25 protein-coding genes are annotated in these 25,134 nt (G+C 61.5%); 4 read left to right on the top strand and 21 right to left on the bottom strand.

Annotation, left to right across the window (positions count from 1 at the left end; all coding sequences use genetic code 11):
• Positions 1 to 26 precede the first annotated feature (26 nt).
• The 5 genes from ntrX to dusB all read right to left on the bottom strand — a co-directional run bounded on the left by ntrX (position 27) and on the right by dusB (position 7,429).
• On the bottom strand, positions 27 to 1,388 hold the full coding sequence (ntrX, locus tag NKI35_RS23715) for a nitrogen assimilation response regulator NtrX (RefSeq protein WP_023668929.1): 1,362 nt from the start codon (positions 1,386 to 1,388) through the stop codon (positions 27 to 29).
• Positions 1,378 to 3,666 carry a sensor histidine kinase NtrY-like gene (locus NKI35_RS23710; protein WP_352741597.1) on the bottom strand — a complete coding sequence of 763 codons (2,289 nt, stop codon included), beginning with the start codon at positions 3,664 to 3,666 and terminating at the stop codon, positions 1,378 to 1,380. The genes ntrX and NKI35_RS23710 overlap by 11 nt, the downstream gene beginning before the upstream one ends.
• 144 nt (positions 3,667 to 3,810) lie before the next feature.
• The gene (ntrC, locus tag NKI35_RS23705) at positions 3,811 to 5,268 is read right to left on the bottom strand and encodes a nitrogen regulation protein NR(I) (RefSeq protein ID WP_023691281.1); all 1,458 of its coding nucleotides are present in this window, start codon (positions 5,266 to 5,268) and stop codon (positions 3,811 to 3,813) included.
• Positions 5,265 to 6,410: a two-component system sensor histidine kinase NtrB gene (locus NKI35_RS23700; protein ID WP_352741596.1), complete on the bottom strand. Its 1,146-nt coding sequence runs from the start codon at positions 6,408 to 6,410 to the stop codon at positions 5,265 to 5,267. Before NKI35_RS23700 ends, ntrC begins: the two co-directional genes overlap by 4 nt.
• Positions 6,407 to 7,429 carry a tRNA dihydrouridine synthase DusB gene (gene dusB / locus NKI35_RS23695; RefSeq protein ID WP_352741595.1) on the bottom strand — a complete coding sequence of 341 codons (1,023 nt, stop codon included), beginning with the start codon at positions 7,427 to 7,429 and terminating at the stop codon, positions 6,407 to 6,409. The genes NKI35_RS23700 and dusB overlap by 4 nt, the downstream gene beginning before the upstream one ends.
• A gap of 139 nt (positions 7,430 to 7,568) precedes the next feature.
• On the opposite strand from dusB, the gene NKI35_RS23690 reads away from it, so the two are divergent.
• Positions 7,569 to 8,792: a bifunctional 2-C-methyl-D-erythritol 4-phosphate cytidylyltransferase/2-C-methyl-D-erythritol 2,4-cyclodiphosphate synthase gene (locus NKI35_RS23690; RefSeq protein WP_352741594.1), complete on the top strand. Its 1,224-nt coding sequence runs from the start codon at positions 7,569 to 7,571 to the stop codon at positions 8,790 to 8,792.
• On the top strand, positions 8,789 to 9,298 hold the full coding sequence (locus tag NKI35_RS23685) for a CinA family protein (RefSeq protein WP_352534931.1): 510 nt from the start codon (positions 8,789 to 8,791) through the stop codon (positions 9,296 to 9,298). The genes NKI35_RS23690 and NKI35_RS23685 overlap by 4 nt, the downstream gene beginning before the upstream one ends.
• On the opposite strand, the gene NKI35_RS23680 is transcribed toward NKI35_RS23685, so the two are convergent.
• The 12 genes from NKI35_RS23680 to eno all read right to left on the bottom strand — a co-directional run bounded on the left by NKI35_RS23680 (position 9,274) and on the right by eno (position 20,622).
• Positions 9,274 to 9,735, bottom strand: coding sequence for a type II toxin-antitoxin system RatA family toxin (locus NKI35_RS23680; protein ID WP_023710532.1), 462 nt, complete (start codon positions 9,733 to 9,735; stop codon positions 9,274 to 9,276). The two genes, NKI35_RS23685 and NKI35_RS23680, sit on opposite strands and share 25 nt — an antisense overlap.
• 12 nt (positions 9,736 to 9,747) lie before the next feature.
• A complete protein-coding gene (gene lipA, locus NKI35_RS23675) occupies positions 9,748 to 10,713 on the bottom strand; it encodes a lipoyl synthase (protein ID WP_023688453.1) in 966 nt (321 codons plus the stop codon).
• A gap of 208 nt (positions 10,714 to 10,921) precedes the next feature.
• Positions 10,922 to 11,179, bottom strand: a complete 258-nt coding sequence (locus tag NKI35_RS23670) for a GlsB/YeaQ/YmgE family stress response membrane protein (RefSeq protein WP_023668920.1) — start codon at positions 11,177 to 11,179, stop codon at positions 10,922 to 10,924.
• A gap of 102 nt (positions 11,180 to 11,281) precedes the next feature.
• Entirely contained in the window at positions 11,282 to 12,730 is a 1,449-nt protein-coding gene (gene lpdA / locus NKI35_RS23665; RefSeq protein ID WP_352741593.1) for a dihydrolipoyl dehydrogenase, read from the bottom strand.
• Positions 12,727 to 13,692, bottom strand: coding sequence for a TIR domain-containing protein (locus NKI35_RS23660; RefSeq protein ID WP_155924209.1), 966 nt, complete (start codon positions 13,690 to 13,692; stop codon positions 12,727 to 12,729). The genes lpdA and NKI35_RS23660 overlap by 4 nt, the downstream gene beginning before the upstream one ends.
• Before the next feature lie 3 nt (positions 13,693 to 13,695).
• On the bottom strand, positions 13,696 to 14,340 hold the full coding sequence (locus NKI35_RS23655; protein ID WP_023818873.1) for an SGNH/GDSL hydrolase family protein: 645 nt from the start codon (positions 14,338 to 14,340) through the stop codon (positions 13,696 to 13,698).
• The gene (locus tag NKI35_RS23650; protein ID WP_023818872.1) at positions 14,337 to 14,756 is read right to left on the bottom strand and encodes a hypothetical protein; all 420 of its coding nucleotides are present in this window, start codon (positions 14,754 to 14,756) and stop codon (positions 14,337 to 14,339) included. The genes NKI35_RS23655 and NKI35_RS23650 overlap by 4 nt, the downstream gene beginning before the upstream one ends.
• 14 nt (positions 14,757 to 14,770) lie before the next feature.
• Positions 14,771 to 16,189, bottom strand: a complete 1,419-nt coding sequence (locus NKI35_RS23645) for a pyruvate dehydrogenase complex dihydrolipoamide acetyltransferase (protein WP_352741592.1) — start codon at positions 16,187 to 16,189, stop codon at positions 14,771 to 14,773.
• A gap of 18 nt (positions 16,190 to 16,207) precedes the next feature.
• A complete protein-coding gene (locus tag NKI35_RS23640) occupies positions 16,208 to 17,629 on the bottom strand; it encodes a pyruvate dehydrogenase complex E1 component subunit beta (protein ID WP_352741591.1) in 1,422 nt (473 codons plus the stop codon).
• A 15-nt stretch (positions 17,630 to 17,644) separates the two neighbouring features.
• Positions 17,645 to 18,691 carry a pyruvate dehydrogenase (acetyl-transferring) E1 component subunit alpha gene (gene pdhA / locus NKI35_RS23635; RefSeq protein WP_023682559.1) on the bottom strand — a complete coding sequence of 349 codons (1,047 nt, stop codon included), beginning with the start codon at positions 18,689 to 18,691 and terminating at the stop codon, positions 17,645 to 17,647.
• Positions 18,692 to 18,886: 195 nt separating this feature from the next.
• Positions 18,887 to 19,210, bottom strand: coding sequence for an FtsB family cell division protein (locus NKI35_RS23630; RefSeq protein WP_023748672.1), 324 nt, complete (start codon positions 19,208 to 19,210; stop codon positions 18,887 to 18,889).
• 137 nt (positions 19,211 to 19,347) lie between these two features.
• Positions 19,348 to 20,622 carry a phosphopyruvate hydratase gene (eno, locus tag NKI35_RS23625; RefSeq protein WP_023688446.1) on the bottom strand — a complete coding sequence of 425 codons (1,275 nt, stop codon included), beginning with the start codon at positions 20,620 to 20,622 and terminating at the stop codon, positions 19,348 to 19,350.
• Positions 20,623 to 20,942: 320 nt separating this feature from the next.
• Between eno and NKI35_RS23620 the strand changes: the two genes are divergently transcribed.
• Both NKI35_RS23620 and NKI35_RS23615 read left to right on the top strand, forming a co-directional pair.
• Complete coding sequence (locus tag NKI35_RS23620) at positions 20,943 to 22,310, top strand: glycoside hydrolase family 19 protein (protein ID WP_352741590.1); 1,368 nt, start codon at positions 20,943 to 20,945, stop codon at positions 22,308 to 22,310.
• A gap of 109 nt (positions 22,311 to 22,419) precedes the next feature.
• Entirely contained in the window at positions 22,420 to 22,542 is a 123-nt protein-coding gene (locus NKI35_RS23615) for a hypothetical protein (RefSeq protein WP_023682563.1), read from the top strand.
• 82 nt (positions 22,543 to 22,624) lie between these two features.
• On the opposite strand, the gene NKI35_RS23610 is transcribed toward NKI35_RS23615, so the two are convergent.
• From NKI35_RS23610 to NKI35_RS23595, 4 genes are all read right to left on the bottom strand, one after another.
• Positions 22,625 to 22,990: a PRC-barrel domain-containing protein gene (locus tag NKI35_RS23610; RefSeq protein WP_023668909.1), complete on the bottom strand. Its 366-nt coding sequence runs from the start codon at positions 22,988 to 22,990 to the stop codon at positions 22,625 to 22,627.
• Positions 22,991 to 23,073: 83 nt separating this feature from the next.
• On the bottom strand, positions 23,074 to 23,277 hold the full coding sequence (locus NKI35_RS23605) for a dodecin family protein (protein WP_023668908.1): 204 nt from the start codon (positions 23,275 to 23,277) through the stop codon (positions 23,074 to 23,076).
• A 97-nt stretch (positions 23,278 to 23,374) separates the two neighbouring features.
• On the bottom strand, positions 23,375 to 24,253 hold the full coding sequence (kdsA, locus tag NKI35_RS23600; RefSeq protein ID WP_352741589.1) for a 3-deoxy-8-phosphooctulonate synthase: 879 nt from the start codon (positions 24,251 to 24,253) through the stop codon (positions 23,375 to 23,377).
• Complete coding sequence (locus tag NKI35_RS23595; RefSeq protein ID WP_352741588.1) at positions 24,250 to 25,122, bottom strand: VOC family protein; 873 nt, start codon at positions 25,120 to 25,122, stop codon at positions 24,250 to 24,252. Before NKI35_RS23595 ends, kdsA begins: the two co-directional genes overlap by 4 nt.
• Positions 25,123 to 25,134 lie beyond the last annotated feature (12 nt).

The raw sequence follows: 25,134 nt of genomic DNA, 5'->3' as shown, positions 1-25,134 counted from the left end.
GCCCGCTGGACCAACAATAATGGGGATCAGACCCCCAGCGACTTCAGTTTCCGGTGCAGCGCCGAGCGCTCCATGCCAATGAATTCCGCCGTCTTCGAGATGTTGCCGCCGAAACGGTTGATCTGGGCGATCAGATAGTCCTTCTCGAACTGTTCGCGCGCCTCGCGCAGCGGCAGCGCCATGATGTGCTGGTCGGACTGGTTCGGCGTGCGCGGCATGACATCGCCGATCTCCGACGGCAACAGGTCGGCGGTGATCGGCGCATCGATATCGTCGCCACGCGCCAGGATCATCAGCCGTTCGACATTGTTGCGCAGCTGGCGGACATTGCCCGGCCAGTTGTGCGCCTGCAGCACGGCAAGCGCATCGTCGCCGATGCGGCGCGGCTTGATGCCGGCCTGGCGAGCGATCTGCTTCATGAAATTGTCGACGAGATAGGGAATGTCCTCTCGCCGCTCGGCCAGGCCCGGCACCATGACCGGAACCACCGCCAGGCGGTGATAGAGGTCTTCGCGAAAACGGCCGTCGGCGATCATCGCCTCCAGGTTCTGCGAGGTCGAGGAGATGATGCGGACGTCGACCTTGACCCGCTTGGTGCCGCCGACCCGCTCGAACTGCTGTTCGACCAGCACGCGCAAAATCTTGTTCTGCGTCTCGCGCGGCATGTCGGCCACTTCGTCGATGTAGAGAATGCCGCGGTGCGCCTCTTCAAGCGCGCCGACCTTGCGCTCGGTGCCGTTCGATTCGGTACCGAACAGCTCGATCTCCATGCGCTCGGGCGTGATGTTGGCCGCGCTCAGCGTCACGAAGGGCGCGCCCTTGCGCGTCGACAGCGTGTGGATGGCGCGCGCGGCGAGCTCCTTGCCCGAGCCGGACGGACCGATGATCATGACGCGGCTGTTGGTCGGCGCCACGCGCTCGATGGTCTGGCGCAGCTGGCTCATCGCCGACGACATGCCGATCAGGTCGAAGGTTTCGCCGCTGCGCTGCTTGAGGTCGGACACCTCGCGCCGCAATTTCGAGGTTTCGAGCGCCCGCTCGGCGATCAGGATCAGCCTGTCGGCCTTGAACGGCTTCTCGATGAAATCATAGGCGCCGCGGCGGATGGCCGACACCGCTGTCTCGATATTGCCGTGGCCGGAGATCATCACCACCGGCAGGCTCGGATGCATCGTCTTGATCTCGTCGAGCAGCGCCAGCCCGTCGAGGCGCGAGCCCTGCAACCAGATATCGAGGAAAATCAGCCGCGGCGCCCGGTCGGCGATTGCCGCGAGCGCGCTGTCGGCATCGAATGCCGTGCGGGTTTCATGCCCTTCGTCGCTCAATATGCCCGCGACGAGTTCACGGATGTCTTCCTCGTCATCGACGATGAGAATATCAGACGCCATTACCGACCTTTTCAGTTTCTCGTTCGTGTTCCGTTTCGCCTTGACCGCGTGGCGGCGCGGTTGCGGCAGCTGGCGGCAGGATGATCGAGATCATCGCGCCGCGTCCACCGTGGAAATCCGCGGGCGCATCGTGCAATTCGAGCCGCCCGCCATGGTCCTCCACGATCTTCTTGACGATGGCGAGACCGAGCCCGGTGCCCTTCTCGCGCGTCGTCATGTAGGGCTCGAGCAGCCTTTGGCGGTTCTCGCGCGGCAAGCCTTTGCCATTGTCGATGACGTCGATTCTGATCGCGCCATTCTGACGGGCAGCTTGAATCCGGATTATGCCGTGCGAACCGTCCTTTTGTTCCGGCCCGTCAATCGCCTCGGCCGCGTTCTTGATGACGTTGCCGAAAGCCTGCGCCATCAATCGGCTATCGAACGTGCCCTTGAGCGGTTCGTTGCCGAACACGCGTTCGAAAGCAATGTCGGCGCGGCTGACTTCGACCAGGAACGACGCCTCGCGCAGCGATTCACGCAGATCGATGGCTTTCATCTCGGGCTTAGGCATGCGGGCGAAAGCCGAGAACTCGTCGACCATGCGGCCGATATCCTCGACCTGCCGGATGATCGTGTCGGTGCACTGGTCGAAAATCTCGCGGTCCTCGGTGATGACCTTGCCGAAGCGTCGCTTGATGCGCTCGGCCGAGAGCTGGATCGGCGTCAGCGGGTTCTTGATTTCATGTGCGATACGCCGCGCCACATCCGCCCAGGCAGACGAGCGCTGTGCCTGGACCAGATCGGTGATGTCGTCGACCGTCACGACGTAGGATTTCTCCTCCTCGCCGTCGTCGCCGGCCTCGATGGTGATCTGCACGTTGAAGGTACGCTCGGCGCCGGTGCGATAGAAGGTGACCTGCTCGCGATAGACCGGCTTGCCGGATTTGCGGCCGATCTCGAAGACACGGCCGACATGCGGTAGCACGGCGGACAGGTTCTGCCCCAGCGCCGCCGTGGCCGATATGGCCAGCATCGTTTCGGCCGATTTGTTGACGATGGAGACGATGCCGTAGGGATCGACGCCGATGACGCCGGCGGTGACGCCGGCCAGCACCGCTTCCGAGAAACGACGCCGTTCGTCGATCAAATCCTTGGCCGACAGGATCTCGTTGCGCTGCGATTTAAGCTCCAGCAGCATCTTGTTGAACGTATCGCCAAGCGAGGCGACATCGCCGTCGGAAGGCCGTACCGGAACGGCGACATCGAGATTGCCGGTCGCAACCTCGTCAGCCGCGCCGATGAGCTGACGGATGGGCCGCACCAGACGGTCGGCCACCGCTATGCCGGTCCAGATGGCCGACAGGATGATGATCAGCGTCAGCGACAGATAGGGCAGCGCGAACGCCACCTGCGACGTCCGCCTGTTGTCTTCCAGGCCGCGATATTCGGCGGTGTTGGACTGGACGATCGCCCTCGCCTTGATCACTTCGGGGTCGACCAGGCGATTGGTGTAGAGGTAGAGGCCTTCGATCTCCCGCAGCTTGATGATGGCGCCCATGATGTTGCGCGTCTTCGGCTCGATCAGCACCGGTTTCCCGTCGGCCGCGGCGCTGACCGCGCCCTCCGGCGGTGGCGGCATAGAGAAATCCGCATCGGTCTTCGCGCTCATGACAAAGGAGCCGTCTTCCCTGACCAGCGCCGCATGCACCAGGCTCCTGCCCACGGCTTCCTTGTTCATCAGGTCGAGAAAGCCGGTTCGATCGAGGCCGTAAAGCGTGCGCGACGCATCGAGATCGTAGGCCATCGACAGCGTCGTGCCCTGAAGATTGCGAGCGTTTTCCTGCACATAGGCGTCCGCGATCGACAGCGACGAGTTGACGATTGCCTTGGTGCGGATTTCGAACCAGCGGTCGAGGCCGATATCGAGCGTGATCGAGGCGATGATGGCCACCATGATGGCGGGGATGGCCGCGACCAGCGCAAACATCGTCACGATGCGCACATGCAGCCGCGAAGCCGCCTTGCCGTGCCGGCGCGCCATGGTGATGCGATGCACCTCTCGGCCGACCAGGGCGATCAGCGCCAGCACAAATAAGGCATTGGCCGCAATCAGCGTCAGCGTTGTGTTTGCGTCTGGCGTGATCGGCGTGGCGCCGACAAGAATGGCAAACGAGATTGCCGCCGTAACCAGCGCGCCGGCAATTGCCACAACGCCAGGCAACGCAAGCAGCCGGCGTCCATCCCTCTGGCCGGGTCTGCTGAAAAGCGGTTCGTTTGATGTCAGAGCTTGCGAAGCCATGTCGCCGTCTAAGAGCCAGTGATTGCGTCGGATGTATGCAACGCATTGTGGCGATTATGCAACAAGTGTGGCCGTGACGGAAATCTTTCGGCCACCGATCCCCTGAAAAGGGGATGACCTGACGTCACATCGGGCGGTAGGCGCTCACGATCTCGACGATTTGTAGACGTTGACGCCCAGCTCGCGAATCTTCTTGCGCAGCGTGTTGCGGTTCAAGCCGAGCAATTCGGCCGCCTTGATCTGGTTGCCGCGCGTTGCCGTCATGGAAGCGAGCACCAGCGGATATTCGACCTCGGACAGGATGCGCTGATAGAGACCTGCCGGCGGCAAATCACCGGCGAAAGATGCGAAATAGCGCTGCAGGAAGTGCTCCACCGCCTGGCCGATGGACAGATCGTCCGGGATCAAATTGCCGCCGCCGGGAACGACCGGCCTTTCGCCTGTCTTCAGTTCGGCTTCGATGATTTCGGCTGATATTTCGTCCTGCGAATAGAGCGCCGCAAGCCGGCGCACCAGGTTTTCCAGCTCGCGCACGTTTCCCGGCCATGGATAGCGCTTCATCAATTCGATGCCGCCGGTCGAAATGCGCTTGGTCTGCAAGCCTTCGCTGGCGCCGATCTTGAAGAAATGCCGCACCAGATCGGGAATGTCTTCCGACCTCTCACGCAAACCCGGCAGCCGAAGCGGCACGACGTTCAGGCGATAGAACAGATCTTCGCGGAAAAGCCCCTGGTTGATCAGCGTGCGCAGATCCTTGTTGGTGGCGGCGACGATGCGCACATCGGTCTTGATCGGCGTGCGCCCGCCGACAGTGGTGTATTCGCCCTGCTGCAGCACGCGCAGCAGCCGCGTCTGCGCCTCCATCGGCATGTCGCCGATCTCGTCGAGGAACAGCGTGCCGCCCTCGGCCTGCTCGAAGCGGCCGGTCGAGCGGTTCTGTGCGCCGGTGAAGGCGCCCTTCTCATGGCCGAACAGTTCCGATTCGATAAGGTCGCGCGGGATCGCCGCCATGTTGATGGCGACGAACGGACCGCCGCGGCGGCGGCCATATTCGTGCAGCGCGCGCGCCACCAATTCCTTGCCGGTGCCGGACTCGCCCGAGATCATCACCGTCAGATCGGTCTGCATCATGCGCGCCAGCATGCGGTAGATGTCCTGCATGGCGGCCGAGCGGCCGACCAGCGGCATGGCGTCAGGCTGTTCTTCCGGTCGCGTATCGATCTTCGGTCGGCGCGGCTCTGACAGCGCACGATTGACGATGTTGAGCAGCTCGGTCAGGTCGAACGGCTTCGGCAGATACTCGTAAGCACCTGTTTCGGAAGCACGAATAGCCGTCATGAAAGTGTTTTGCGCGCTCATCACGATGACCGGCAGCTCCGGCCGGGCCTTCTTGATGCGGGGCAGCATGTCGAAGGCGTTCTCGTCCGGCATGACAACGTCGGTGATCACCAGATCGCCCTCGCCCGCCGCCACCCAGCGCCACAGCGTCGAGGCGTTGGAGGTCACGCGCACCTCATGGCCGACGCGCGACAGCGCCTGATTGAGCACGGTGCGGATGGCCGCATCGTCGTCGGCGACGAGAATATTGCCGCGAACCGTCATTTGCGGTCTCCTTCGCCTTCATCATCGGCAGTGTCGATGGGTGTTTCTTTCCAGGCCGGCATCAGGATTCGGAAGGTGGTGCCGCGCGGCGTCGAATCGCATTCGATGATGCCGCCATGCTCGCCGACGATTTTCGCCACCAGCGCCAGGCCGAGCCCCGAGCCGTTCGGCTTGGTGGTGATGAACGGATCGAACAGGATCGGCAGAATGTCTTCCGAAACGCCGGACCCATTGTCGCGCACGCAGAATTCAAGCGGTAGCGACACGCGGTCCTGGGTTCCGGGAACGGAAACGCGGATGCCCGGCCTGAACGCGGTCGACAGCACCATCTCGCCCTGCGGGTCGCCGCCGATCGCCTCGGCGGCGTTCTTGACCAGGTTGAGAAACACCTGGATCAGTTGGTCGCGGTTGGCGAAAACCGGAGGCAATGATGGATCATAGTCCTCCAATATCCTGATTCTCTTGGCAAAACCGTTCTTCGCGATTGCCTTCACATGGTCCAGAACGACATGGATGTTGACAGGATAGCGGTCAATCGGCCGCTCGTCGGAAAACACTTCCATGCGGTCGACCAGGGAGACTATGCGATCAGTCTCGTCGGTGATGAGGCGGGTCAGCGCGCGATCCTCGTCGGACGCCGAGAGTTCGAGCAGCTGTGCGGCGCCACGTATGCCGGACAGCGGGTTCTTGATCTCATGTGCCAGCATGGCGGCAAGGCCGGTGACCGAACGCGCGGCACCCCTGTGTGTCATCTGGCGGTCGATCTTGTCGGCCATCGAGCGTTCCTGGAACATCACCACGATCGAGCCTGGGAATTCCGGCACCGGCGCGACATAGAGATCAACGACCTTCTCGATGCCGAGACGCGGCGACGACACGTCGACACGGTATTCGTTGACCGGCGCACGGCGCTCGCGCACCTGGTCGACCAGCTGCAACAGCGGGCTGCCGAACGGGATCAGCTTGGAGAGTGTGTTGCGGGCAAGCATGTTGGCACTTGAGCGGAAGAAGTCTTCCGCATCGGCATTGGCGTAGGTGATGAACCCGTCCGGATCGACCATGATGACGGGACGGCGGATGGTGTTCAGCACTATACTGGCGGCATCCGCCATGTCGGAGCTCGGTGTGACGGTGGCGTTCATGCGGCGCTCCGCAAGGGCGTGGCTTCGCCGGAAAACACCTCATGCAGCAAGGCAATGACGCGGGCGGGTTCGAAAGAGGTGAGGATGGCTTTCCGCCGCTCATCGGAAACGCCAGCAGCGTGGCGGTCGAGATACCAGCCGAGATGCTTGCGCGCCTGGCGCAAGCCGCTTTCGACGCCGTAAAGCGTCAGCATGTCCTCGTAGTGGGAAACGATGTAGTCGGCCATGGCTTGCGGGCTTTCCGGCACGCCGGAGAGCGCGTCGCCCGCAGCCTTCGCCGCAATGCGGCCCGCCGTCCATGGCGCGCCATAATGGGCACGACCGATCATCACCGCGTCGGCGCCCGACTGTTCAAGGATTTCGGCGGCCTCCGCGGGCGAGCCCACATCGCCGTTGGCGACCACCGGGATCGAGACGGCGTCCTTGATGCGGGCGATGGCGCCCCAATCGGCCTTGCCTTGATAAAACTGGCAGCGCGTGCGCCCATGCACGGTCACCATTTTAACACCGGCCTCTTCGGCGCGGCGCGCCAAAACGGGTGCATTGAGCGCATTGTCGTCCCAGCCGAGCCGCATCTTGACCGTGACCGGCACCTGGACCGCGCCGATCACCGCTTCGATCAGCGACAGCGCGTGGTCGAGATCGCGCATCAGCGCCGAGCCGGCATAGCCGCCGGTCACCTTCTTGGCCGGGCAGCCCATATTGATGTCGATGATGTCGGCGCCCTCGCCGGCAGCGATGCGCGCGCCCTCGGCCATGTGCTCGGCCTCGCGGCCGGCAAGCTGAACCATATGGACGGGCAGCCCGGAATGACGGATGCGCAGGTCGCATCCGACCCTGCCCTTGGCAAGCTCGCCGCTCGCCACCATTTCCGACACGACTAGGCCCGCGCCATGCGCGTAGGCGCGCTGCCGGAACGGCTCGTCCGTTATTCCCGACATCGGCGCGAGGAAGACGCGGTTGCGGATCGTCACGCCGACAACGTCGAGCGGCGAAGCCAATTTTGTCACTTCAGGCATGCACAAAAACCAAGCATATCGGATTGCTGCACATTCTCTAGCCATAAGAAAGGCATTGTGCAACGCGCAATGACGTCACATTGCGGCGCATTTGGGAAAATGCTGGCCTTCGCCATAAGCCGCGACTAAGCCTCTCGGCATGACAGACGCAAGCGAAAAACCGGCCGAAGCGACGACCGACAAGGTCGGCTTGGTCATCGTTGCCGCCGGTCGCGGCGCGCGTGCCGGAAAGGCCGACGGGCCGAAGCAATATCAGCGCATTGGTGGCCGTGCCGTCATCGCGCGCACGCTGGAGACTTTCCTGGCGCATCCCGAAATTGGCCCCGTCGTCGTCGCCATCCATGCCGATGACCGCGCGCTTTTCGACAAGGCAGCCGGCGCGTATGCCGAGCGGGTTACCGCCGTGGTCGGTGGCGAGTCGCGCCAGGCATCGGTCCGGCTCGGCCTGCTGGCGCTGAGGGACCGTGCGCCCGGCCGTGTCCTTGTCCATGACGCGGTGCGGCCCTTTGTCGACGCGGCCCTGATCGACCGTACCATCGCCGCCATTGGCGAGCGGCAGGGCGCGCTGCCCGCTTTGCCCGTCGCCGATACGCTGAAGCGCGCGTCGGCGACCGGCATGATCGAGGAGACGGTGCCAAGGGCCGGCCTTCATGCCGCGCAGACGCCGCAAGGCTTTCCGTTCTGGCCGTTGCTCGCCGCGCACGAAAAGGCCCATCATCTCGGCAAGACGGATTTCACCGACGATGCCGCGATCGCCGAATGGGCGCATATTCCGGTGAAAATCGTTCAGGGGTCGCCGGACAACGTCAAACTGACCTGGGCAAGGGATATTGCGATGGCGGATCAGCGGCTTACTGGCGAGCGTTTTCCAGACATTCGCACCGGCAATGGCTATGACGTGCACGCCTTCGAGGCAGGCGACCATGTCACTCTGTGCGGCGTCGCCATTCCGCACGGCAAGAAGCTTTCGGGACATTCGGATGCCGATGTCGGCCTGCACGCGCTGACCGATGCGCTGCTCGCCACTTGCGGCGCCGGCGACATCGGCACGCATTTCCCGCCTTCCGATCCGCAATGGAAGGGCGCGGCGTCGAAGATCTTCGTCGAGCATGCGGCCAGGTTGGTGCGCGAACGCGGCGGCCGCATCGCCAATGCCGACATCACGCTGATCTGCGAGGCTCCGCGCGTCGGCCCGCATCGCGAGGCGATGACCAACGCGTTGTCGGCGATGCTGGGCATTTCCAGCGATCGCATCTCCATCAAGGCGACGACCAACGAAAAACTCGGCTTTGTCGGCCGCGAGGAAGGCATCGCCGCCATCGCCACCGCCAGTGTCGTCTTCCCCGGGGAGGTTCCCGCATGAACAACAGCGATCTTGCCAACGCCCTGCTCCAGGTCTGCCAGCAACGCGGCATCATGCTGGCGACGGCCGAGAGCTGCACCGGCGGCATGATCATCTCGGCACTGACCGACATTGCCGGCTCGTCCGCTGTCGTCGATCGCGGCCTCATCACCTATTCCGATGAAGCAAAGATGGAGATGCTCGGCGTCTCGCCCGCCACACTCGAGGCGCATGGCGCCGTCTCGCGCGAAACGGTTCTGGAGATGGCGGAGGGCGCTCTGGCCCGCTCGCGCGCCGGGCTTGCGCTTGCCGTCACCGGCATTGCCGGCCCAAGCGGCGGCTCGCCGGAAAAACCGGTCGGCCTCGTCTGGTTCGGAGTTGCCCTAAGAGGTGGGCCGGTGGCTGCCGAGCTCAATATGTTTGCCGACAATGGCCGTGACTTCATCCGCCGTGAGACCGTCAAGCATGCGCTGGAGATCGGCCTGCGCGCGCTGGGCGACACTCATGAGATGGGCGTCGTTCCGTAGATGACGTCCGCACGTTTTTCGAACGCTTCGGAAAACATGCGGAAGGCGCGATCGAACATGGTGCCCATCAACACGCCGAGGATACGGCTCTTGAACTCGTAGTCGATGAAGAAGCGAACGTTGCAGCCGCCGCCGTCGGCCGGCTCGAAGCGCCAGATATTGCTTAGATACTTGAACGGCCCATCGATGTATTTGACGTCGATTGTGTTCTCGTCCGGCTTCAACAGCACCTGCGTCGTAAAGGTCTCGCGGATCGCCTTGTAGCCGATGCTCATATCGGCGAGGAGAATGGTGCGGCCATCACGCTCCTTGCGAGAGCGCACCGTCAGCGCCTCGCAAAGCGGCAGAAATTGCGGATAGGTCTCGATATCGGCGACCAGAGCAAACATCTGCTCCGGCGTGTGGGCAACGCGGCGTGTGGCTTCGAATTTCGGCATTGAAGCAGGATTTTAACTGGCTTTTTTAAGCTGCGCCTCACGCGCCGCCCGCAGCCTGGCGAAATCGTCACCGGCATGATGCGAGGAGCGCGTCAGCGGGCTCGACGCCACCAGCAGGAAACCCTTGGTCTTGCCGATCGTCGCGAAGGAGTTGAACTCCTCCGGCGTGACGAAGCGGATCACGGGGTGGTGTTTCTTCGACGGCTGCAGATACTGGCCAATGGTCATGAAGTCGACATTGGCCGAGCGCAGGTCATCCATCAGTTGCAGGATCTCGTTCCGCTCTTCGCCGAGGCCGACCATGATGCCGGACTTCGTGAAGATCGACGGGTCGAGCTCCTTGACCCGCTGCAACAGCCGGATCGAGTGGAAATAGCGAGCACCCGGCCGCACCGTCAGGTAGTTCGACGGCACGGTTTCGAGATTGTGGTTGAAGACATCGGGCTTGGCCGCCACGACGATCTCCAGCGCGCCCTCCTTGCGCAGGAAATCGGGCGTCAGGATTTCGATCGTGGTCAAGGGCGTCGCTGCTCGGATCGCCCGGATAACCTCGGCGAAATGCTGCGCGCCGCCATCGGCGAGATCATCGCGGTCGACCGAGGTGATGACGACATGGGTCAGCCCCATCTGCTTGACGGCATGCGCGACACGCGCCGGCTCATCGGCATCGAGCGCGGTGGGAATGCCGGTGGCGACATTGCAGAAGGCGCAAGCGCGCGTGCAGATCTCGCCCATGATCATGAAGGTGGCGTGCTTCTTTTCCCAGCACTCGCCGATATTGGGGCAGCCGGCCTCTTCGCACACCGTGACCAGCTTGTGCGACTTCACGATCTCGCGAGTTTCGGCATAGCCCTTCGACATCGGCGCCTTGACGCGGATCCAGTCGGGTTTGCGCAGCACGTCCTGATCAGGCTTGTGTGCCTTCTCGGGGTGCCGCAGGCGCGGCGCGTTGGCGATCGTGTCGAGAACAGTGACCATCTCAAACCTGACTTGTTGGCGTCTGCCCGTCGGCATTCGCCCTTCTGGCGTCATCTAGGACTTTTCGGTGCAAAGAAAAAGGCTGCGGCGGCGCATGCCGCCACAGCCTTTTTCGCATAGCGGGGATCCAGAGCAATTCCAGGAAAAGTGTGACACGGTTTTCCGTCCGGAATTGCGTCAGAAGAACGAGATAAAACGGCGAGCCGTTTTATCGGCGAATGAGCCGCCCGGCAAAGATCAGCAGGCAGGCGCCGATGAAGCCGGTGATCAGGTAGGCGAGCCAGCCGACACCGAAGGGTTCGATGTTGAGCGCCCTGAGAATTGCGTTCAGCACCACCGCGCCGACAATGCCCATAATGATGTTCATCAAGACGCCGGTATTGCTCTTCATGACCATCTCGGCCAGCCACCCGGCCAAACCGCCGATGATGATGGCCGCAATCCAGCCCACGCCATTCACGTCCATATGCCAACTCCTCCAGTGTCAGGTGAAAATGCATCCGGAAACGAACTGTCTTGCCGTAAGCTTCCTCCGGCGCATGCGTCTGAGTCTCGCGGCACCAATTTATCACGCGTTGAGCGCACGGCCATAGGCATCGAGCACGCTTTCCTTCATCATCTCCGACAGCGTCGGATGCGGGAAGATGGTGTGCATCAGCTCTTCCTCGGTGGTCTCCAGGTTCATCGCCACGACAAAGCCCTGGATCAGCTCCGTCACCTCGGCGCCGACCATATGCGCGCCGAGCAGCTGGCCGGTCTTCTTGTCGAAGATGGTCTTGATGAAGCCCTGGTCCTCGCCAAGCGCGATCGCCTTGCCGTTGGCGCCGAACTGGAAACGGCCGACGCGGATGTCCTTGCCTTCGGCCTTCGCCTTGGCTTCGGTGAGCCCGACCGAGGCGACCTGCGGGTTGCAATAGGTGCAGCCCGGGATCTTCAGCTTGTCTGTCGCATGCACGCCGGGGAAATTGGCGATCTTCTCGATGCAGACCACGCCTTCATGCTCGGCCTTGTGGGCGAGCATCGGCGGTCCGGCGACATCGCCGATAGCGTAGATGCCGGGAACGTTGGTCTTGCCATAGCCGTCAATGACGACGCAGCCGCGATCGGTCTTCACGCCGAGCGTCTCGAGGCCGAGATTATCGATGTTGCCCTGCACGCCGACGGCCGAGATCATGCGGTCGGCGGTGATCTTCTCGACCTTGCCGTCCTTCATCTCGACATGGGCGGTGATCGAGTTGGCACCCTTCTCGACCTTGGTCACCTTGGCCTCGAGGATGATTTTCATGCCCTGCTTCTCGAACTGCTTCTGCGCGAATTTCGAGACCTCGGCATCCTCGACCGGCATCACCGCCGGCAACAGCTCGACCACCGTCACCTCGGCGCCCATGGTGCGGTAGAAGGAGGCGAACTCGATGCCGATGGCGCCCGAACCCATGACCAGCAGCGACTTCGGCATCTCCTTCGGCACCATCGCCTCGAAATAGGTCCAGATCAGCTTGCCGTCCGGCTCGATGCCGGGCAGCGCGCGCGGCCGGGCGCCGGTGGCGAGAATAATGTGCTTGGCGGTATAGGTGCCCTCGCCCTTGACGCCCTTGGGCACCGGCGGCTGCGGCTCCATCGGTTTCTTGGCCGTCTTGGAGACGACGATTTCACCCGGCTTGGAGAGCTTGGCCTCGCCCCAGATAACGTCGACCTTGTTCTTCTTCATCAGGAAGGCGACGCCGCCATTGAGCCTCAACGACACTTTGCGCGAGCGGTCGACGACAGCGGCCGTGTCGGCGCTGACCTTGCCGCCTTCGAGCTTCAGGCCGTAGTCCTTCAGATGATCGGAATAGTGCATGATCTCGGCCGAGCGCAGCAGCGCCTTGGTCGGGATGCAGCCCCAGTTGAGGCAGATGCCGCCGAGATGCTCGCGCTCGACGATGGCAGTCTTGAAGCCGAGCTGGGCGGAGCGCACCGCCGTGACATAGCCGCCAGGGCCGGAGCCGATGATGATGACGTCGTAGGGTTCGCTCATTGCACAACCTTCATTGATAGAGTTTCGGCCAAAATTCTTTTCATATCCTCGCGCAATTTAAATCTTGACTTGTAGACTATGGCATTTTTTGTTTTTACATCAAAAGGCAGACCCGATACGTCTTCAACGATCAAAATAGTCTTTTTATTTTTCCCCCAAGCGTATCCAAGTTCTAGAAATACATTTGGATTATTGTCGTTCAGGAGCGCTACAAAAATATCACAAGCCTCTATCTTCTGTTTTATCTTCTCAACAATGTCTCCCAAAAAAGGACCGGTGTCGATACGCTCGCAGAGAACGTCAAGTGACTCGCATGCCTCTCTAATTGCAGAATGCTCATCTTCAAATTTCTCTGCAAAAGGCATCGCTAGAAATAGTGCACCATTTTTCCTCGGAAGAGAAACGCTTTTGTCAGCAAAAACAACCCGTTCGTCATCAAGATGTTCAACATTGCCAAGTAATAGTTCCCCTATTGTGTAAAATCCCAAGGCGTCGACAATGTTCCTGTATCGCTCAACACGCTTTCGATTCTTTTCAACGATAACAACCGAATCAATCTTTGTCCTACCAGCCAATTCTGACCACGCATCCTGAAGTCCGAGTAACAGAGAAACAAACGCCTGCTTTTCATCTAGACCATAACCGGGGCCGTGAGCAGTCATCGTTATCTTGGTCGCGTCTGGGTTTGCGCGAGTTGCGAGAGATAATCCATTTCGTGCAAATGTTCTTATGTTCTCGTAACCAAACTCCAATAGGGTACCAACTCCTACAAACAAGATAGTGGCTGCACTCGTATTGCGAGACTTTATCGCCTGACTCTGCCCTTCTAAGACTGATGGAACAAAACCTTCACGGTCGGAGATATATTTGTCGGCGCCGTGCGGTCTCTCAGCGAACTTAAGTACCATCACGTCCGATACTTGATCAGCAATATCACCTTCCTCAATTAGAACCTGGATCACCGCCTACTCCCTTGCCAGCATCACGCGCACCAGCGGCGCCAGCGCCTGGCCGATGTTTCGCGTGTTTTCCGCATCGAGATGGACGCCGTCGATCGGTGTGGTCACGGCCACGTTGCCGGCATCGAAAAAGCCGCAACCGGCTTCGTCGGCAAGGATGGAATATTGCGGCGCCAGCCGCTTCGAGGCCTCGTCGCCGCGGGCAAACATTTCCTTGAATTCGGCATTGTCGGTGCGGCTGACCGCGGGTGGCGCAACGATCAGGATTTGCGGCGCGGCCCAGCCGAACGGATAATCGTGGCCGCGCACGATGTCGATCAGCCGCTGCACGCCCTGTTTGGCGGCGACCGGATTGCCGTGGATCCAGGGCTTCATGTCGTTGGCGCCGAGCATGATGACGATCAGGTCGATCGGTGCATGGCTGGTCAGGATTGTCGGCAGCACCCTGGCGCCGTTGCGGTCTGCGCCGGCTAGGTGATCGTCGAAGGCCGTCGTGCGGCCGTTCAGACCTTCGGCAAGGACTTCGATATCATCGTCGCCCAGCGCCGCCTTGAGCACGCTCGGCCAGCGATCTTCCAGCGCATGGCGCCCGAGGCTCGCCGCGTCATAGCCCCAGGTCAGGGAATCGCCGTAGCAGAGGATCGTCTTCATGCACCCGCACCCGCCTCCGCCTTAAGCCCGCGCCGCACGCGCCATCCCACGAACAGCCACTGCACGATAACCGTGGCGATGCTTGGCAAAATCAGACCGGCGCCAAAGTGAAGATCGCCTGACCACTGGGCCTTGCCCGGCGGCTGCGAGAAGGTCCAGGCGATCAGCCCGATTCCGGCCAGCACGAACAACGCAATCCCAACAAGCCCCGTCAGGTTTATCGCCCTTTGCGGGTTTGGCACCAACTGCGCGATGAAAAACGCCACCGTCGCAACGATGGTGACCAGCGCCGAAACCATGAAGACCAGGATGTATTCGGAATTCGCATTGGTGACGATTGCCAGCCACAGCGCCACCAGCCCGCCGGCCAGGCCGGAAAGGATCAGGGCGAAAAGGCTGGTTACGAATTTCCGCACAGCCTTTTTCCTTCCTAGACCAGCATGCCCATCGGATTTTCGATCATGCGCTTGAAGGCGACCAGAAGTTCGGCGCCGAGCGCACCGTCGACGGCGCGGTGATCGGTCGACAGCGTCACCGACATGATATTGGCGATTTTGATCTCGCCATTCTTGACCACCGGCCGCTGCTCGCCCGCACCCACCGCCAGGATCGTCGCATGCGGCGGGTTGATGACGGCGGCAAAGTCCTTGATGCCGAACATGCCGAGATTGGAAACCGCCGTCGTACCGCCTTGATATTCGTCAGGCTTCAGCTTGCGGCTGCGGGCACGGCTCGCGAGATCTTTCATCTCGTTGGAGATGGTGGACAGCGTCTTTTCGTCGGCGTGGCGGATGATCGGCGTGATCAGGCCGCCGGGGATCGACACGGCAACGCCGACATCGGCGTGCTTGTGCTTGACCATGGCGCTTTCAGTCCACGACGCATTGGCATCCGGCACCGCCATCAGCGCCATCGCCATCGCCTTGATCACCATGTCGTTGACCGACAGCTTGTAGACGGGCACTTCGCCCTTGTCGGTCTTCTTCATCGGAGCCGCCGCATTGATCTGTGTGCGCAGCGCCAGCAGGGCATCGAGCTCACAGTCGAGCGTCAGGTAGAAATGCGGGATGGTTGTCTTGGCCTCGACTAGGCGGCGGGCAATGGTCTTGCGCATATTGTCGTGCGGGACGAGCTCGTAGGATCCTTCGGCAAACAGCTTCAGCACCTGTTCGTCCGACATCGCCTTGGGTGCCGGAGCCGGCGCAGACGCCGGAGCGCCGGCAGGTGCGGCTTTCGCGGCCGGCGCGGCCTTGGCGCCACCGCCGGCGATCGCCGCCTCGACATCGGCCTTGACGACACGGCCATGCGGGCCGGTGCCGGTTACGGCGGACACGTCGACTCCGGCATCCTTGGCGATGCGACGAGCCAGCGGCGAAGCGAAGGTGCGCTCGCCTGACGATTGGCTGATCTCCCCCTTTGTGGGGGAGATGGCCGGCAGGCCAGAGGGGGGCGCGACAGACTGAGAGGTCGGCGGGGCAGCGCCCCCCTCTGTCGACTTCGTCGACATCTCCCCCACTGGTGGGGAGATTGACGCCTTATCCTGTTTGGCATCGGCTTTCGCGGGCGCGGCATCGCCGCCGCCCTTTGCCGCCGCCCCTGCATCCTCGCCTTCGCCAGCCAGAATGGCGATCAGAGCATTGACCTTGACGCCTTCGGTGCCGGCCGGAACGACGAGCTTGGCGACGGTGCCCTCATCGACCGCTTCGACTTCCATCGTCGCCTTGTCGGTCTCGATCTCGGCAATCACGTCGCCCGGCGAAACCTTGTCGCCCTCCTTGACCAGCCACTTGGAAAGATTGCCCTCTTCCATCGTGGGCGACAGCGCCGGCATGGTGATGTTGATTGGCATGATGTCCTCCCGACCGGCTCAGCGATACGTGACGGCTTTGACCGCCTCGATGACCTCGCCGACATTGGGCAAGGCCAGCTTTTCGAGGTTCGCCGCATAGGGCATCGGCACGTCCTTGCCGGCGATGGTGATGACCGGCGCATCGAGGAAGTCGAAGGCACGCTGCGACACCTGGCTGGCGATGTGGTCGCCGACCGAGTTCTGCGGGAAACCTTCTTCCACCACGATCAGGCGGTTGGTCTTTTTCACGGAGGCAATGACGGTGTCGAGGTCGAGCGGGCGGATGGTCCGGAGATCGATGATCTCGGCATCGATGCCCATGCCGCGCAGTTCGGCTTCCGCCTTGATGGCGTAGGTCATGCCGATGCCGAACGAGACGATGGTGACGTCCTTGCCCTGCTTGTGAATGCGCGCCTTGCCGATCGGCAGCACGAAATCATCGAGCTTCGGCACGTCGAAGGACTGGCCGTAGAGGATTTCGTTTTCAAGGAAGATGACCGGGTTCGGATCGCGGATCGCCGCCTTGAGCAGGCCCTTGGCATCGGCAGCCGTGTACGGCATCACCACTTTCAGGCCGGGAATATGGCTGTACCAGGCGGCATAGCACTGCGAATGCTGGGCGCCGACGCGGGCGGCAGCCCCGTTCGGGCCGCGGAACACGATCGGCGCGCCCATCTGGCCGCCCGACATATAGAGCGTCTTGGCGGCGGAGTTGATGATCTGGTCGATCGCTTGCATGGCGAAATTAAAGGTCATGAATTCGACGATCGGCTTCAGGCCGGCCATTGCCGCACCGACGCCGACGCCGGCAAAGCCATGCTCGGTGATCGGCGTGTCGACCACGCGGCGCGGCCCGAATTCCTGCAGCAGGCCTTGCGTGATCTTGTAGGCGCCCTGGTATTCCGCGACCTCCTCGCCCATGACGAAGACATCGCCGTCGCGGCGCATTTCCTCGGCCATGGCATCGCGCAAGGCCTCGCGCACCGTGGTCGAGACCATCTCGGTGCCGGCGGGAATATCGGGATCGGCCGCAGGTTTGGCCGCCGGAGCGGCGGGAACTGCCTTCGGAGCCTCGCCGGCATCCTGGGGAGCCGCTTTTGAACCTTCCTCGGCTGCATCGGTCCGCTGACCGCCAGCGGAAACGGCATCCTGGGTGGAGGCAGGCTTGCCGCTCTTTTCGACATCGCCTGCACTTTCACCGTCCTGCAGCAACACGGCGATCACCGCGTTGACCTTGACGCCTTCGGTGCCGGCGGGAACCACGATCTTGCCGATCGTGCCTTCATCGACGGCTTCGACTTCCATCGTCGCCTTGTCGGTTTCGATCTCGGCGATGACATCGCCGGCGACGACCTTGTCGCCCTCGTTCTTCAACCACTTGGAAAGGTTGCCCTCTTCCATGGTCGGCGAGAGAGCGGGCATGAGAATTTCGATCGGCATGTCCTTGCCCTCCCGTTACAATACGATGTCGGTCCAGAGCTCGGACGGATCCGGCTCTGCGTCGTGCTGGGCAAATTCGGCAGCGTCGGCGACGATGTCGCGGACTTCCTTGTCGATGTTCTTGAGCTCGTCCTCGGTCGCCCACTTCTTGGCCGTCAGCCGCGCCTTGACCTGCTCGATCGGATCATGATCCGAGCGCATCTTCTGCACTTCTTCCTTGGAGCGGTATTTCGCGGGATCCGACATCGAGTGACCGCGATAGCGATAGGTCTGCATCTCGAGGATGATCGGACCGTTGCCGGCACGGCACCATTCGGTCGCCTGATCGCCGGCGGATTTGACCGCACGCACATCCATGCCGTCGACCTGAATGCCGGGAATCTTGAACGAGGCGCCGCGATGCGAAAAATTGGTTTCGGCCGACGAGCGCGACACCGAAGTGCCCATGGCGTAGCGGTTGTTCTCGATGATGTAGATCACCGGCAGCTTCCACAGCGAGGCCATGTTGAAGCTTTCATAGACCTGACCCTGATTGGCAGCGCCATCGCCGAAATAGGTCAGCGACACATTGTTGTTGTCGCGGTAGCGGTTGGCGAAGGCGAGACCGGTGCCGAGCGAGACCTGCGCGCCGACAATGCCGTGGCCGCCGTAAAAATGCTTCTCCTTGGAGAACATGTGCATGGAGCCGCCCTTGCCCCTCGACAGGCCACCACGGCGTCCGGTCAGCTCTGCCATGACGCCTCGCGGTGACAGTTCCATCGCCAGCATGTGGCCATGGTCGCGATAGGCGGTGATCATCTGGTCGCCGTTGATCAGCGACATCTTCATGCCGGTGACGACCGCTTCCTGGCCGATATAGAGGTGGCAGAAGCCGCCGATAAAGCCCATGCCGTAGAGCTGGCCGGCCTTTTCCTCGAAGCGGCGGATAAGCAGCATGTGCCGGTAGGCGGCAAGCTCCTCGTCCTTGGTGAAGTCGGCCGGCTTGGGGGCGGAAAGCCCGGTTGATTTGGCGGATGTCGATTTAACGGATTTGGCAGGCGCTTTTTTGGCGGCGGTGGCCATGCATCACTCCCTGTTGGCGTCTCTTTGCGGACACTAAAGCAGACCATGTCTGCTCCGGGGAGGATCAGCTCCTCCCCACCGATTGGAAGGAAGCTAACATGCGAGACCGCGTTTCGCCATGCAGAAAAACGCATGGCTGGCATGCATCTAAATGCCTAGAATCATTGTAAATAAAAGCGATTAACCTAAATTAGGTTATTTCGAATTGGCCGGCAGCATGATGGTGATTTCATCGGGCTGGGACAGATTGAGCGCCCGGCGTGCCTGCTCGTCGAGCATATCCTTTTCAAGCGTGCCCTCATGCATCAGCTGGACGCGCCGCTCCAGATCGACCCGGCGCGCCTTGATGGCATCGTACTTGGCCTGCAATTCGATGCTCTGCGCTTCGAGCTGATATTTGGAATTGATGCCGAACTCGCCATGATAGGCATGGAAGCCGAAATAGGCCAGGAACGCCACGCAAAGCGACGGGATGATCAGCCGGCCGGTGTTTCTCTGCTTGTGCTGGCGTGTCCACATGGTCGCAATCCTCTGACCTGTCTATCTCGCCCGATTGTGCTTAATGGACGGTTACGGATAGGTGCATTAGCCAGCGCCCGCAACGAAAAAGGGCGGGAAAATCCCGCCCTTCGTCGTTTTCGCCAGTTCGGCAGAATTTAAGCTTTGATTACCGACTTGCCGGCGTAGCGCGCCTGCTTGCCTAGCTCTTCCTCGATGCGGATCAGCTGGTTGTACTTGGCCATGCGATCCGAGCGCGACAGCGAACCGGTCTTGATCTGCCCGCAATTGGTGGCGACGGCGAGGTCGGCGATGGTCGAATCCTCGGTTTCGCCCGAACGGTGCGACATGACGGCTGTGTAGCCTGCCTTGTGCGCGGTCTCGACAGCGTCGAGCGTTTCGGTGAGCGAGCCGATCTGGTTGACCTTGACCAGGATCGAATTGGCGACACCCATGCGGATGCCGTCGCGCAGCCGCGCCGTGTTGGTGACGAAGAGGTCGTCGCCAACCAGCTGCGTCTTGTTGCCGATCAAATCGGTCAGGTACTTCCAACCCTCCCAGTCGTCCTCGGCCAGGCCGTCCTCGATCGAGATGATCGGATAGTCGGCGGCGAGCTTGGCCAGGTACTTGGCCTGCGCCTTGGGATCGCGGGTCTTCTTCTCGCCCTCATAGACGTAATTGCCGTCCTTGAAGAATTCGGTCGCCGCACAGTCGAGACCGAGCGCGATCTCTTCGCCCGGCTTGAAGCCGGCCTTCTCGATCGATTCCATGATGAAATCGAGCGCCACCGGCGCACTCTTCAGATTGGGCGCGAAGCCGCCTTCGTCGCCGACATTGGTGTTGTGGCCGGCATCCTTGAGCTTCTTGCGCAGCGTGTGGAAGATTTCCGAGCCCCAGCGCACGCCTTCGCGCAAAGTCGGCGCGCCGACCGGCAGGATCATGAATTCCTGGAAATCGATCGGATTGTCGGCATGCGCTCCGCCATTGATGATGTTCATCATGGGCACCGGCAGTAAATGCGCCTTGGTGCCGCCGACATAGCGGTAGAGTGGCAGGCCGGCGGCTTCCGCTGCTGCCTTGGCGACCGCCAGCGAAACGCCGAGAATGGCGTTGGCGCCGAGCCGGCTCTTGTTGGGCGTGCCGTCGAGCTCGATCATGGTCTGGTCGATGTGGATCTGGTTTTCGGCTTCCATGCCGCCGATCGCCTCGAACAGCTCGCCATTGACGGCCTCGACCGCCTTGAGCACGCCCTTGCCGAGATAGCGGGCGCCACCGTCGCGCAGTTCGACGGCCTCATGCGCGCCGGTCGACGCGCCGGACGGCACCGCGGCGCGGCCCATCGAGCCGTCTTCGAGAACGACGTCGACCTCGACGGTCGGATTTCCACGGCTGTCCAGGATTTCACGCCCGACAATGTCGATGATGGCGGTCATTGCGATGTCCCCGATTGATCGATTGAAAGCGTCGCGCCCCTCTTAGCCAAAGTGCCGCAAAAGGCAATCAGGAATGGCATGAAATAATAGCGACGATCGCCCCATGCGGCCAGGCCCAGGGGCCATGGGCGACGCCATCTGACGCAAACAACAACCCCTACCTGACCTCATATGTCTAGGCCCATGGGGCGGATGCCCCTCCCCCTTTTATCGCGGCAATGCCTTTGTCACGAAATACCAGACGGCACACAAACTCCAGCCGATGCTTCAAAAGAGGCTACCGCCAACGTGACAAACTTCACAATGCAGAGAATTCGAAGATGTTAGGGTCACATCTACAACGCGGACTATTTGACGACAACAGTGAAATCAACAAACTTGAACTCTTTGGGGAGGTGGCAATGGCAGCGATTTCAGGTACTGGCTGGGAACTTCTTATTAGCCGTAAAGTCGAGCATATGAGGGGCACCCGACGCAGGACGGTTGGTACCTATAAAGTCTTCCACAACGGCACGGCAGTAACGGGTCTATCGGGGTTCGTGTGTGAATCTCGCGGCCCTGGCGACAATTCCAAAGAAGACAATGGCAGGCGCATCGAGCCCGGAACCTATCCACTGGCGACACAGGCCGGAGGCAAATATGTGACCATCGGCTACACTGGCGCCAAGACGCCACCCAAACCTGGACTCGAACTGCTGAAGACCAACAAGCGCACCGAAATCCTGATCCATCCGGGCGTCAATTTCCTGTCCAGCGTCGGATGCATCAACCCAACGAAGAAGGTGAGCGGTCCGCTTTCCGACATGGATTTCACGGAGAGCCGGACACGCGTAATCGCCCTCATTGACGATCTGAAAACCTTTGCCGGCGGTGGCTTCCCGAAAAGCAACGGCAAGCGAATTCCCAATGCTTCGGTGGTCGTCGAAGGCGAACCGGTGCTGTCGACCGAGAGTGTCGAGAGCGTGCTCGAAGCGGTTGCGGGCGATCCGAACAAGGGTTTGCCGGCAGCGGTCTTCCAGAAATTCGCGCCGAGACCGGCAAGCGGTTCCAAGCGAACAATCTATGACCGTTACATCGGCACCTTTACCTCCGACAAGGGCCTCAAGACACTTGGCGATCATGGCGTGTGCAACAATTATGATCGGCTGATGCATTTCTTCGCTCAAGCGGCGATGGAAACCGGTGGCTTCACCCTCATTCGCGAATCCCTGACCTACACGACCGTGGCGGCAATCCGGAACGCATGGAGGTCGCGAGCCGCGGGCAAGACCGATCAGTGGATCGAGGACAACCTGCTGCGCAAGCCGCAAGCCCTGGGCGACTGGGCCTATGGCGGCCGCATGGGCAATGTGAAAGGAACGTTGGACGGCTTCAATTTCCGCGGCGGCGGCACGTTCCAGACCACCGGGCGCGACGCGTACACGGCCAAGGGCAAGCTCGCCAAGGTTGACCTCGCCAATCATCCTGAACTGATCGAGGATCCGCAGACTTCGCTGCTCGCAGCTTGCGCCGAATGGAAAGGGGCAGGCTGCAATGCCTTTGCCGATGCCGGCCTGATCAAAAAGATCTCGCGCGCGATCAACGTCGGCAACGCCAATTCCGCCACGCAGGCCAATGGCGAAGCGGATCGGATCGCCTGGCACGAAAAGATTTTCAAGGCGGTGAAGAATGCCGGACTCCTCGGCTGAGCATGCCTCGGATCACGTTCGACAACACCACGTCATCATAATTCAGAGATAACAATCTCTGTGTCGACTAGGATGGTGATGCGCGGGGCGAAACAGGAGGAGTTTCGCCATGTCCGAGTTGAGCGGTATCGTGAGTTTGTTCCTGATCGCGGCGGCGTTCCTGACGTCCTGCGATACGCAGCAGCCGCCCAGGGCGGCGACGCAACTGTCCACGCTTCATGCAGCAGAATAATTTAGAAACTGTCGGGTTGCACTGAAAAGGCCCCCGTTTCGGAATTCGGGGGCCTTTTCACGTCAGGCGTCAGCGCAGCTGATCAATGCCAATACGGCGTGACCTTGTAGTAATCATAGGAAGCGTCACGTGCGGCCTCGCCATCGGCGCCGGCCAGTTCATTGATCGAATAGGCCGGTGCTGCCTTCAGTTGCTCCTTCGAGAACGGCACGACATAGCCGCCCTTGTCCTCGTCATAGTCGAGGCTCGCCCACGGAATGGCGTGGTACTTCTCGCCAATGCCGAGAAAGCCACCGAACCCGATCACCGCGAACATGATGCCGTTCGACGTCTTGTCGAGCATGATGTCCTCGATGCTGCCGATGCTCGTGCCCTCGGTGTTGTAGACCGACGTGCCGATGACGCGCGAAGCGGCGATGGCTTCGGTGTGGCCTGTTTGGGTGGTCATGGCTGATGCTCCTCATGTCGTTGATCGATACTTTGACAATGAGGTGCGCGGGCGAAAGTTCCCGTTTTTCGAGCGGCGGGCGGTTACTCCGCGAGGATGAACGTCACCTTCATGTTGACGCGATAGGCCGCGATCCTGCCGTCCTCGACGACGATCTTCTGGTCCTGGATCCAGGCGCCTTCGACGTTCTTCAGGGTCTTTGAGGCGCGCTCAATCCCCTTCTCTATGGCGTCCTGAAAGCTCTTTTTCGACGACGACGTGATTTCGGTGACGCGGGCGACGGACATGGCTTCCTCCTGCCAAGACGCTCATTTGCAGGAGCGAGCCTACAGCCGGCTTATGCCTTCCACAAGCAGGGCAGCGCGCGCGCCATAGCCGAAACCATCAGCCTCGGTTCAGGTCAGCAGCATTCTTGGCGATGCGGTCGAATGCCATCAGTCTTTCGAGCAGCGCCGGCATGTCCTTCAGCGGCAGCATGTTGGGCCCGTCGGAGGAGGCCGAATTGTCGGGATCCTGGTGGGTCTCTATGAACACGCCGGCGACGCCGACGGCAACGGCAGCCCGCGCCAGCGTCTCGACAAAGCGGCGCTCACCACCGGAGGAACCGCCCTGCCCGCCCGGCTGCTGCACCGAATGGGTGGCGTCGAAAATCACCGGCGCGCCGATCTCGGCCATCACAGGCAAAGCCCGCATGTCCGACACCAGCGTGTTGTAGCCGAAAGACGCGCCGCGCTCGGTGGTCAGCACATTGAGGTTGCCCGAACCGGTGATCTTGGCCACCACGTTCTTCATATCCCAAGGCGCCAGGAACTGCCCCTTCTTGACGTTGATCACCTTGCCGGTCTTGGCCGCGGCGACCAGCATGTCGGTCTGGCGCGACAGGAAGGCCGGAATCTGCAGCACATCGACATGGTGTGCGACGATCGCGCACTGCTCCTCGGTGTGGACATCGGTCAGAATGGGAAGTGAAAACGCCTTGCGCAACTCGTCGAAGACCGGAAGCGCCGCGTCCATGCCGGCGCCGCGCGTTGCCGACAGCGAGGTGCGGTTGGCCTTGTCGTAGCTGGTCTTGTAGACGAGGCCGATGCCGAGCTTGCCGGTCAGTTCCTTCAGCGCGCCGGCCATGTCGAAAGCGTGCTGGCGCGATTCGAACTGGCACGGGCCGGCGATCAACGCCAAGGGCCCGCTGTTGTCGAAGACGACGTTGCCGACGGTTACCGACGAATTCGGCGCCATCGAATTAGGCCCTTGCGGCTTGCTCATGGGGTCTCCCGGAAGATGAAAGCCGCGCCCTGTCCGGATGCCGGCTGCACGACGATTTCGTTGCCCGCTATATCGTGCCCGACGGCGTTGTCTGCAAGCAGCCTCGCGACAGCGCCGACACTGCGGACTGAAAAGACAATCGCGGCGAAGCGAACTCTTGTCGGCGCACCGGCCGGAATGTCGAAGCGCGCGGTGAAAGCCGCAGGATCCAGAACGGTCAGACGCGCATTCGGCAGGTCGAAGACCGCGCTGCTCTGCTGCTCCGAGCCAACCACTGTCGAGATCAGGCTGATCTGTGTGGAAGGCACATCGCTGACCGCAACGACTTCGGCAATGCCGGTCACGCCATTGGCATGAGCCTGCAGCGCCGCACGGTCGATTTGAGGGGCGTTGATCCGCTCGCAAGCGAACAGAAAGGCGTCCATCGTCTCGGCGCCGGCCGCGAAAGCCAGTTTGAACGAGGCCATGTCGCTCTTTCCGGCCGTGTCGGTGAAGGCGCGGGAAAAGCTCAGTACGTCTCCCGCCGACAGGCCGGCTTTGATAAAGCGCGCATGGTCCGCATCGGCATCGTCGGTGGCCAGCACCACGGCGGAAAAGCCCTCATCGCCCAGCCTGGCGCGATAGAGCCGGTCGCGCGCGACAAAGACATTGCCGCCGGCGATCGCACTCGCTGCCAGCTGTTCGTTCCCAACCGCCAGCGGTTCGAGATAGGTGCCGTCGGCAAGGAAGACGCAGCAATTTTCGGTGCCGAAGGGATGAATGCCGGTTGGCGCGACGATGAAGCCAAGCGATGTCAGCCGCGCCCGCGCCACGGCGAGGCTCGCCGTCGGCAGCACCAGATGGTCAAGCGGATGGGTCGTGCTGGTCATGCCGGCGCGGTG

It is taken from the genome of Mesorhizobium sp. M0676 (assembly GCF_040320535.1).
Classification (GTDB): Bacteria; Pseudomonadota; Alphaproteobacteria; order Rhizobiales; family Rhizobiaceae; genus Mesorhizobium.
This window is presented reverse-complemented; position numbering and strand designations above follow the sequence as displayed.

Coding starts and splice junctions, on each gene's coding strand:
- ntrX (WP_023668929.1), bottom strand. CDS start 1,388: ATGGCGTCTGATATTCTCATCGTCGATGACGAGGAAGACATCCGTGAA.
- NKI35_RS23710 (WP_352741597.1), bottom strand. CDS start 3,666: ATGGCTTCGCAAGCTCTGACATCAAACGAACCGCTTTTCAGCAGACCC.
- ntrC (WP_023691281.1), bottom strand. CDS start 5,268: ATGACGGTTCGCGGCAATATTCTCGTCGCCGACGACGATGCGGCCATC.
- NKI35_RS23700 (WP_352741596.1), bottom strand. CDS start 6,410: ATGAACGCCACCGTCACACCGAGCTCCGACATGGCGGATGCCGCCAGT.
- dusB (WP_352741595.1), bottom strand. CDS start 7,429: ATGCCTGAAGTGACAAAATTGGCTTCGCCGCTCGACGTTGTCGGCGTG.
- NKI35_RS23690 (WP_352741594.1), top strand. CDS start 7,569: ATGACAGACGCAAGCGAAAAACCGGCCGAAGCGACGACCGACAAGGTC.
- NKI35_RS23685 (WP_352534931.1), top strand. CDS start 8,789: ATGAACAACAGCGATCTTGCCAACGCCCTGCTCCAGGTCTGCCAGCAA.
- NKI35_RS23680 (WP_023710532.1), bottom strand. CDS start 9,735: ATGCCGAAATTCGAAGCCACACGCCGCGTTGCCCACACGCCGGAGCAG.
- lipA (WP_023688453.1), bottom strand. CDS start 10,713: ATGGTCACTGTTCTCGACACGATCGCCAACGCGCCGCGCCTGCGGCAC.
- NKI35_RS23670 (WP_023668920.1), bottom strand. CDS start 11,179: ATGGACGTGAATGGCGTGGGCTGGATTGCGGCCATCATCATCGGCGGT.
- lpdA (WP_352741593.1), bottom strand. CDS start 12,730: ATGAGCGAACCCTACGACGTCATCATCATCGGCTCCGGCCCTGGCGGC.
- NKI35_RS23655 (WP_023818873.1), bottom strand. CDS start 14,340: ATGAAGACGATCCTCTGCTACGGCGATTCCCTGACCTGGGGCTATGAC.
- NKI35_RS23645 (WP_352741592.1), bottom strand. CDS start 16,189: ATGCCAATCAACATCACCATGCCGGCGCTGTCGCCCACGATGGAAGAG.
- NKI35_RS23640 (WP_352741591.1), bottom strand. CDS start 17,629: ATGCCGATCGAAATTCTCATGCCCGCTCTCTCGCCGACCATGGAAGAG.
- pdhA (WP_023682559.1), bottom strand. CDS start 18,691: ATGGCCACCGCCGCCAAAAAAGCGCCTGCCAAATCCGTTAAATCGACA.
- NKI35_RS23630 (WP_023748672.1), bottom strand. CDS start 19,210: ATGTGGACACGCCAGCACAAGCAGAGAAACACCGGCCGGCTGATCATC.
- eno (WP_023688446.1), bottom strand. CDS start 20,622: ATGACCGCCATCATCGACATTGTCGGGCGTGAAATCCTGGACAGCCGT.
- NKI35_RS23620 (WP_352741590.1), top strand. CDS start 20,943: ATGTTAGGGTCACATCTACAACGCGGACTATTTGACGACAACAGTGAA.
- NKI35_RS23615 (WP_023682563.1), top strand. CDS start 22,420: ATGTCCGAGTTGAGCGGTATCGTGAGTTTGTTCCTGATCGCGGCGGCG.
- NKI35_RS23610 (WP_023668909.1), bottom strand. CDS start 22,990: ATGACCACCCAAACAGGCCACACCGAAGCCATCGCCGCTTCGCGCGTC.
- NKI35_RS23605 (WP_023668908.1), bottom strand. CDS start 23,277: ATGTCCGTCGCCCGCGTCACCGAAATCACGTCGTCGTCGAAAAAGAGC.
- kdsA (WP_352741589.1), bottom strand. CDS start 24,253: ATGAGCAAGCCGCAAGGGCCTAATTCGATGGCGCCGAATTCGTCGGTA.
- NKI35_RS23595 (WP_352741588.1), bottom strand. CDS start 25,122: ATGACCAGCACGACCCATCCGCTTGACCATCTGGTGCTGCCGACGGCG.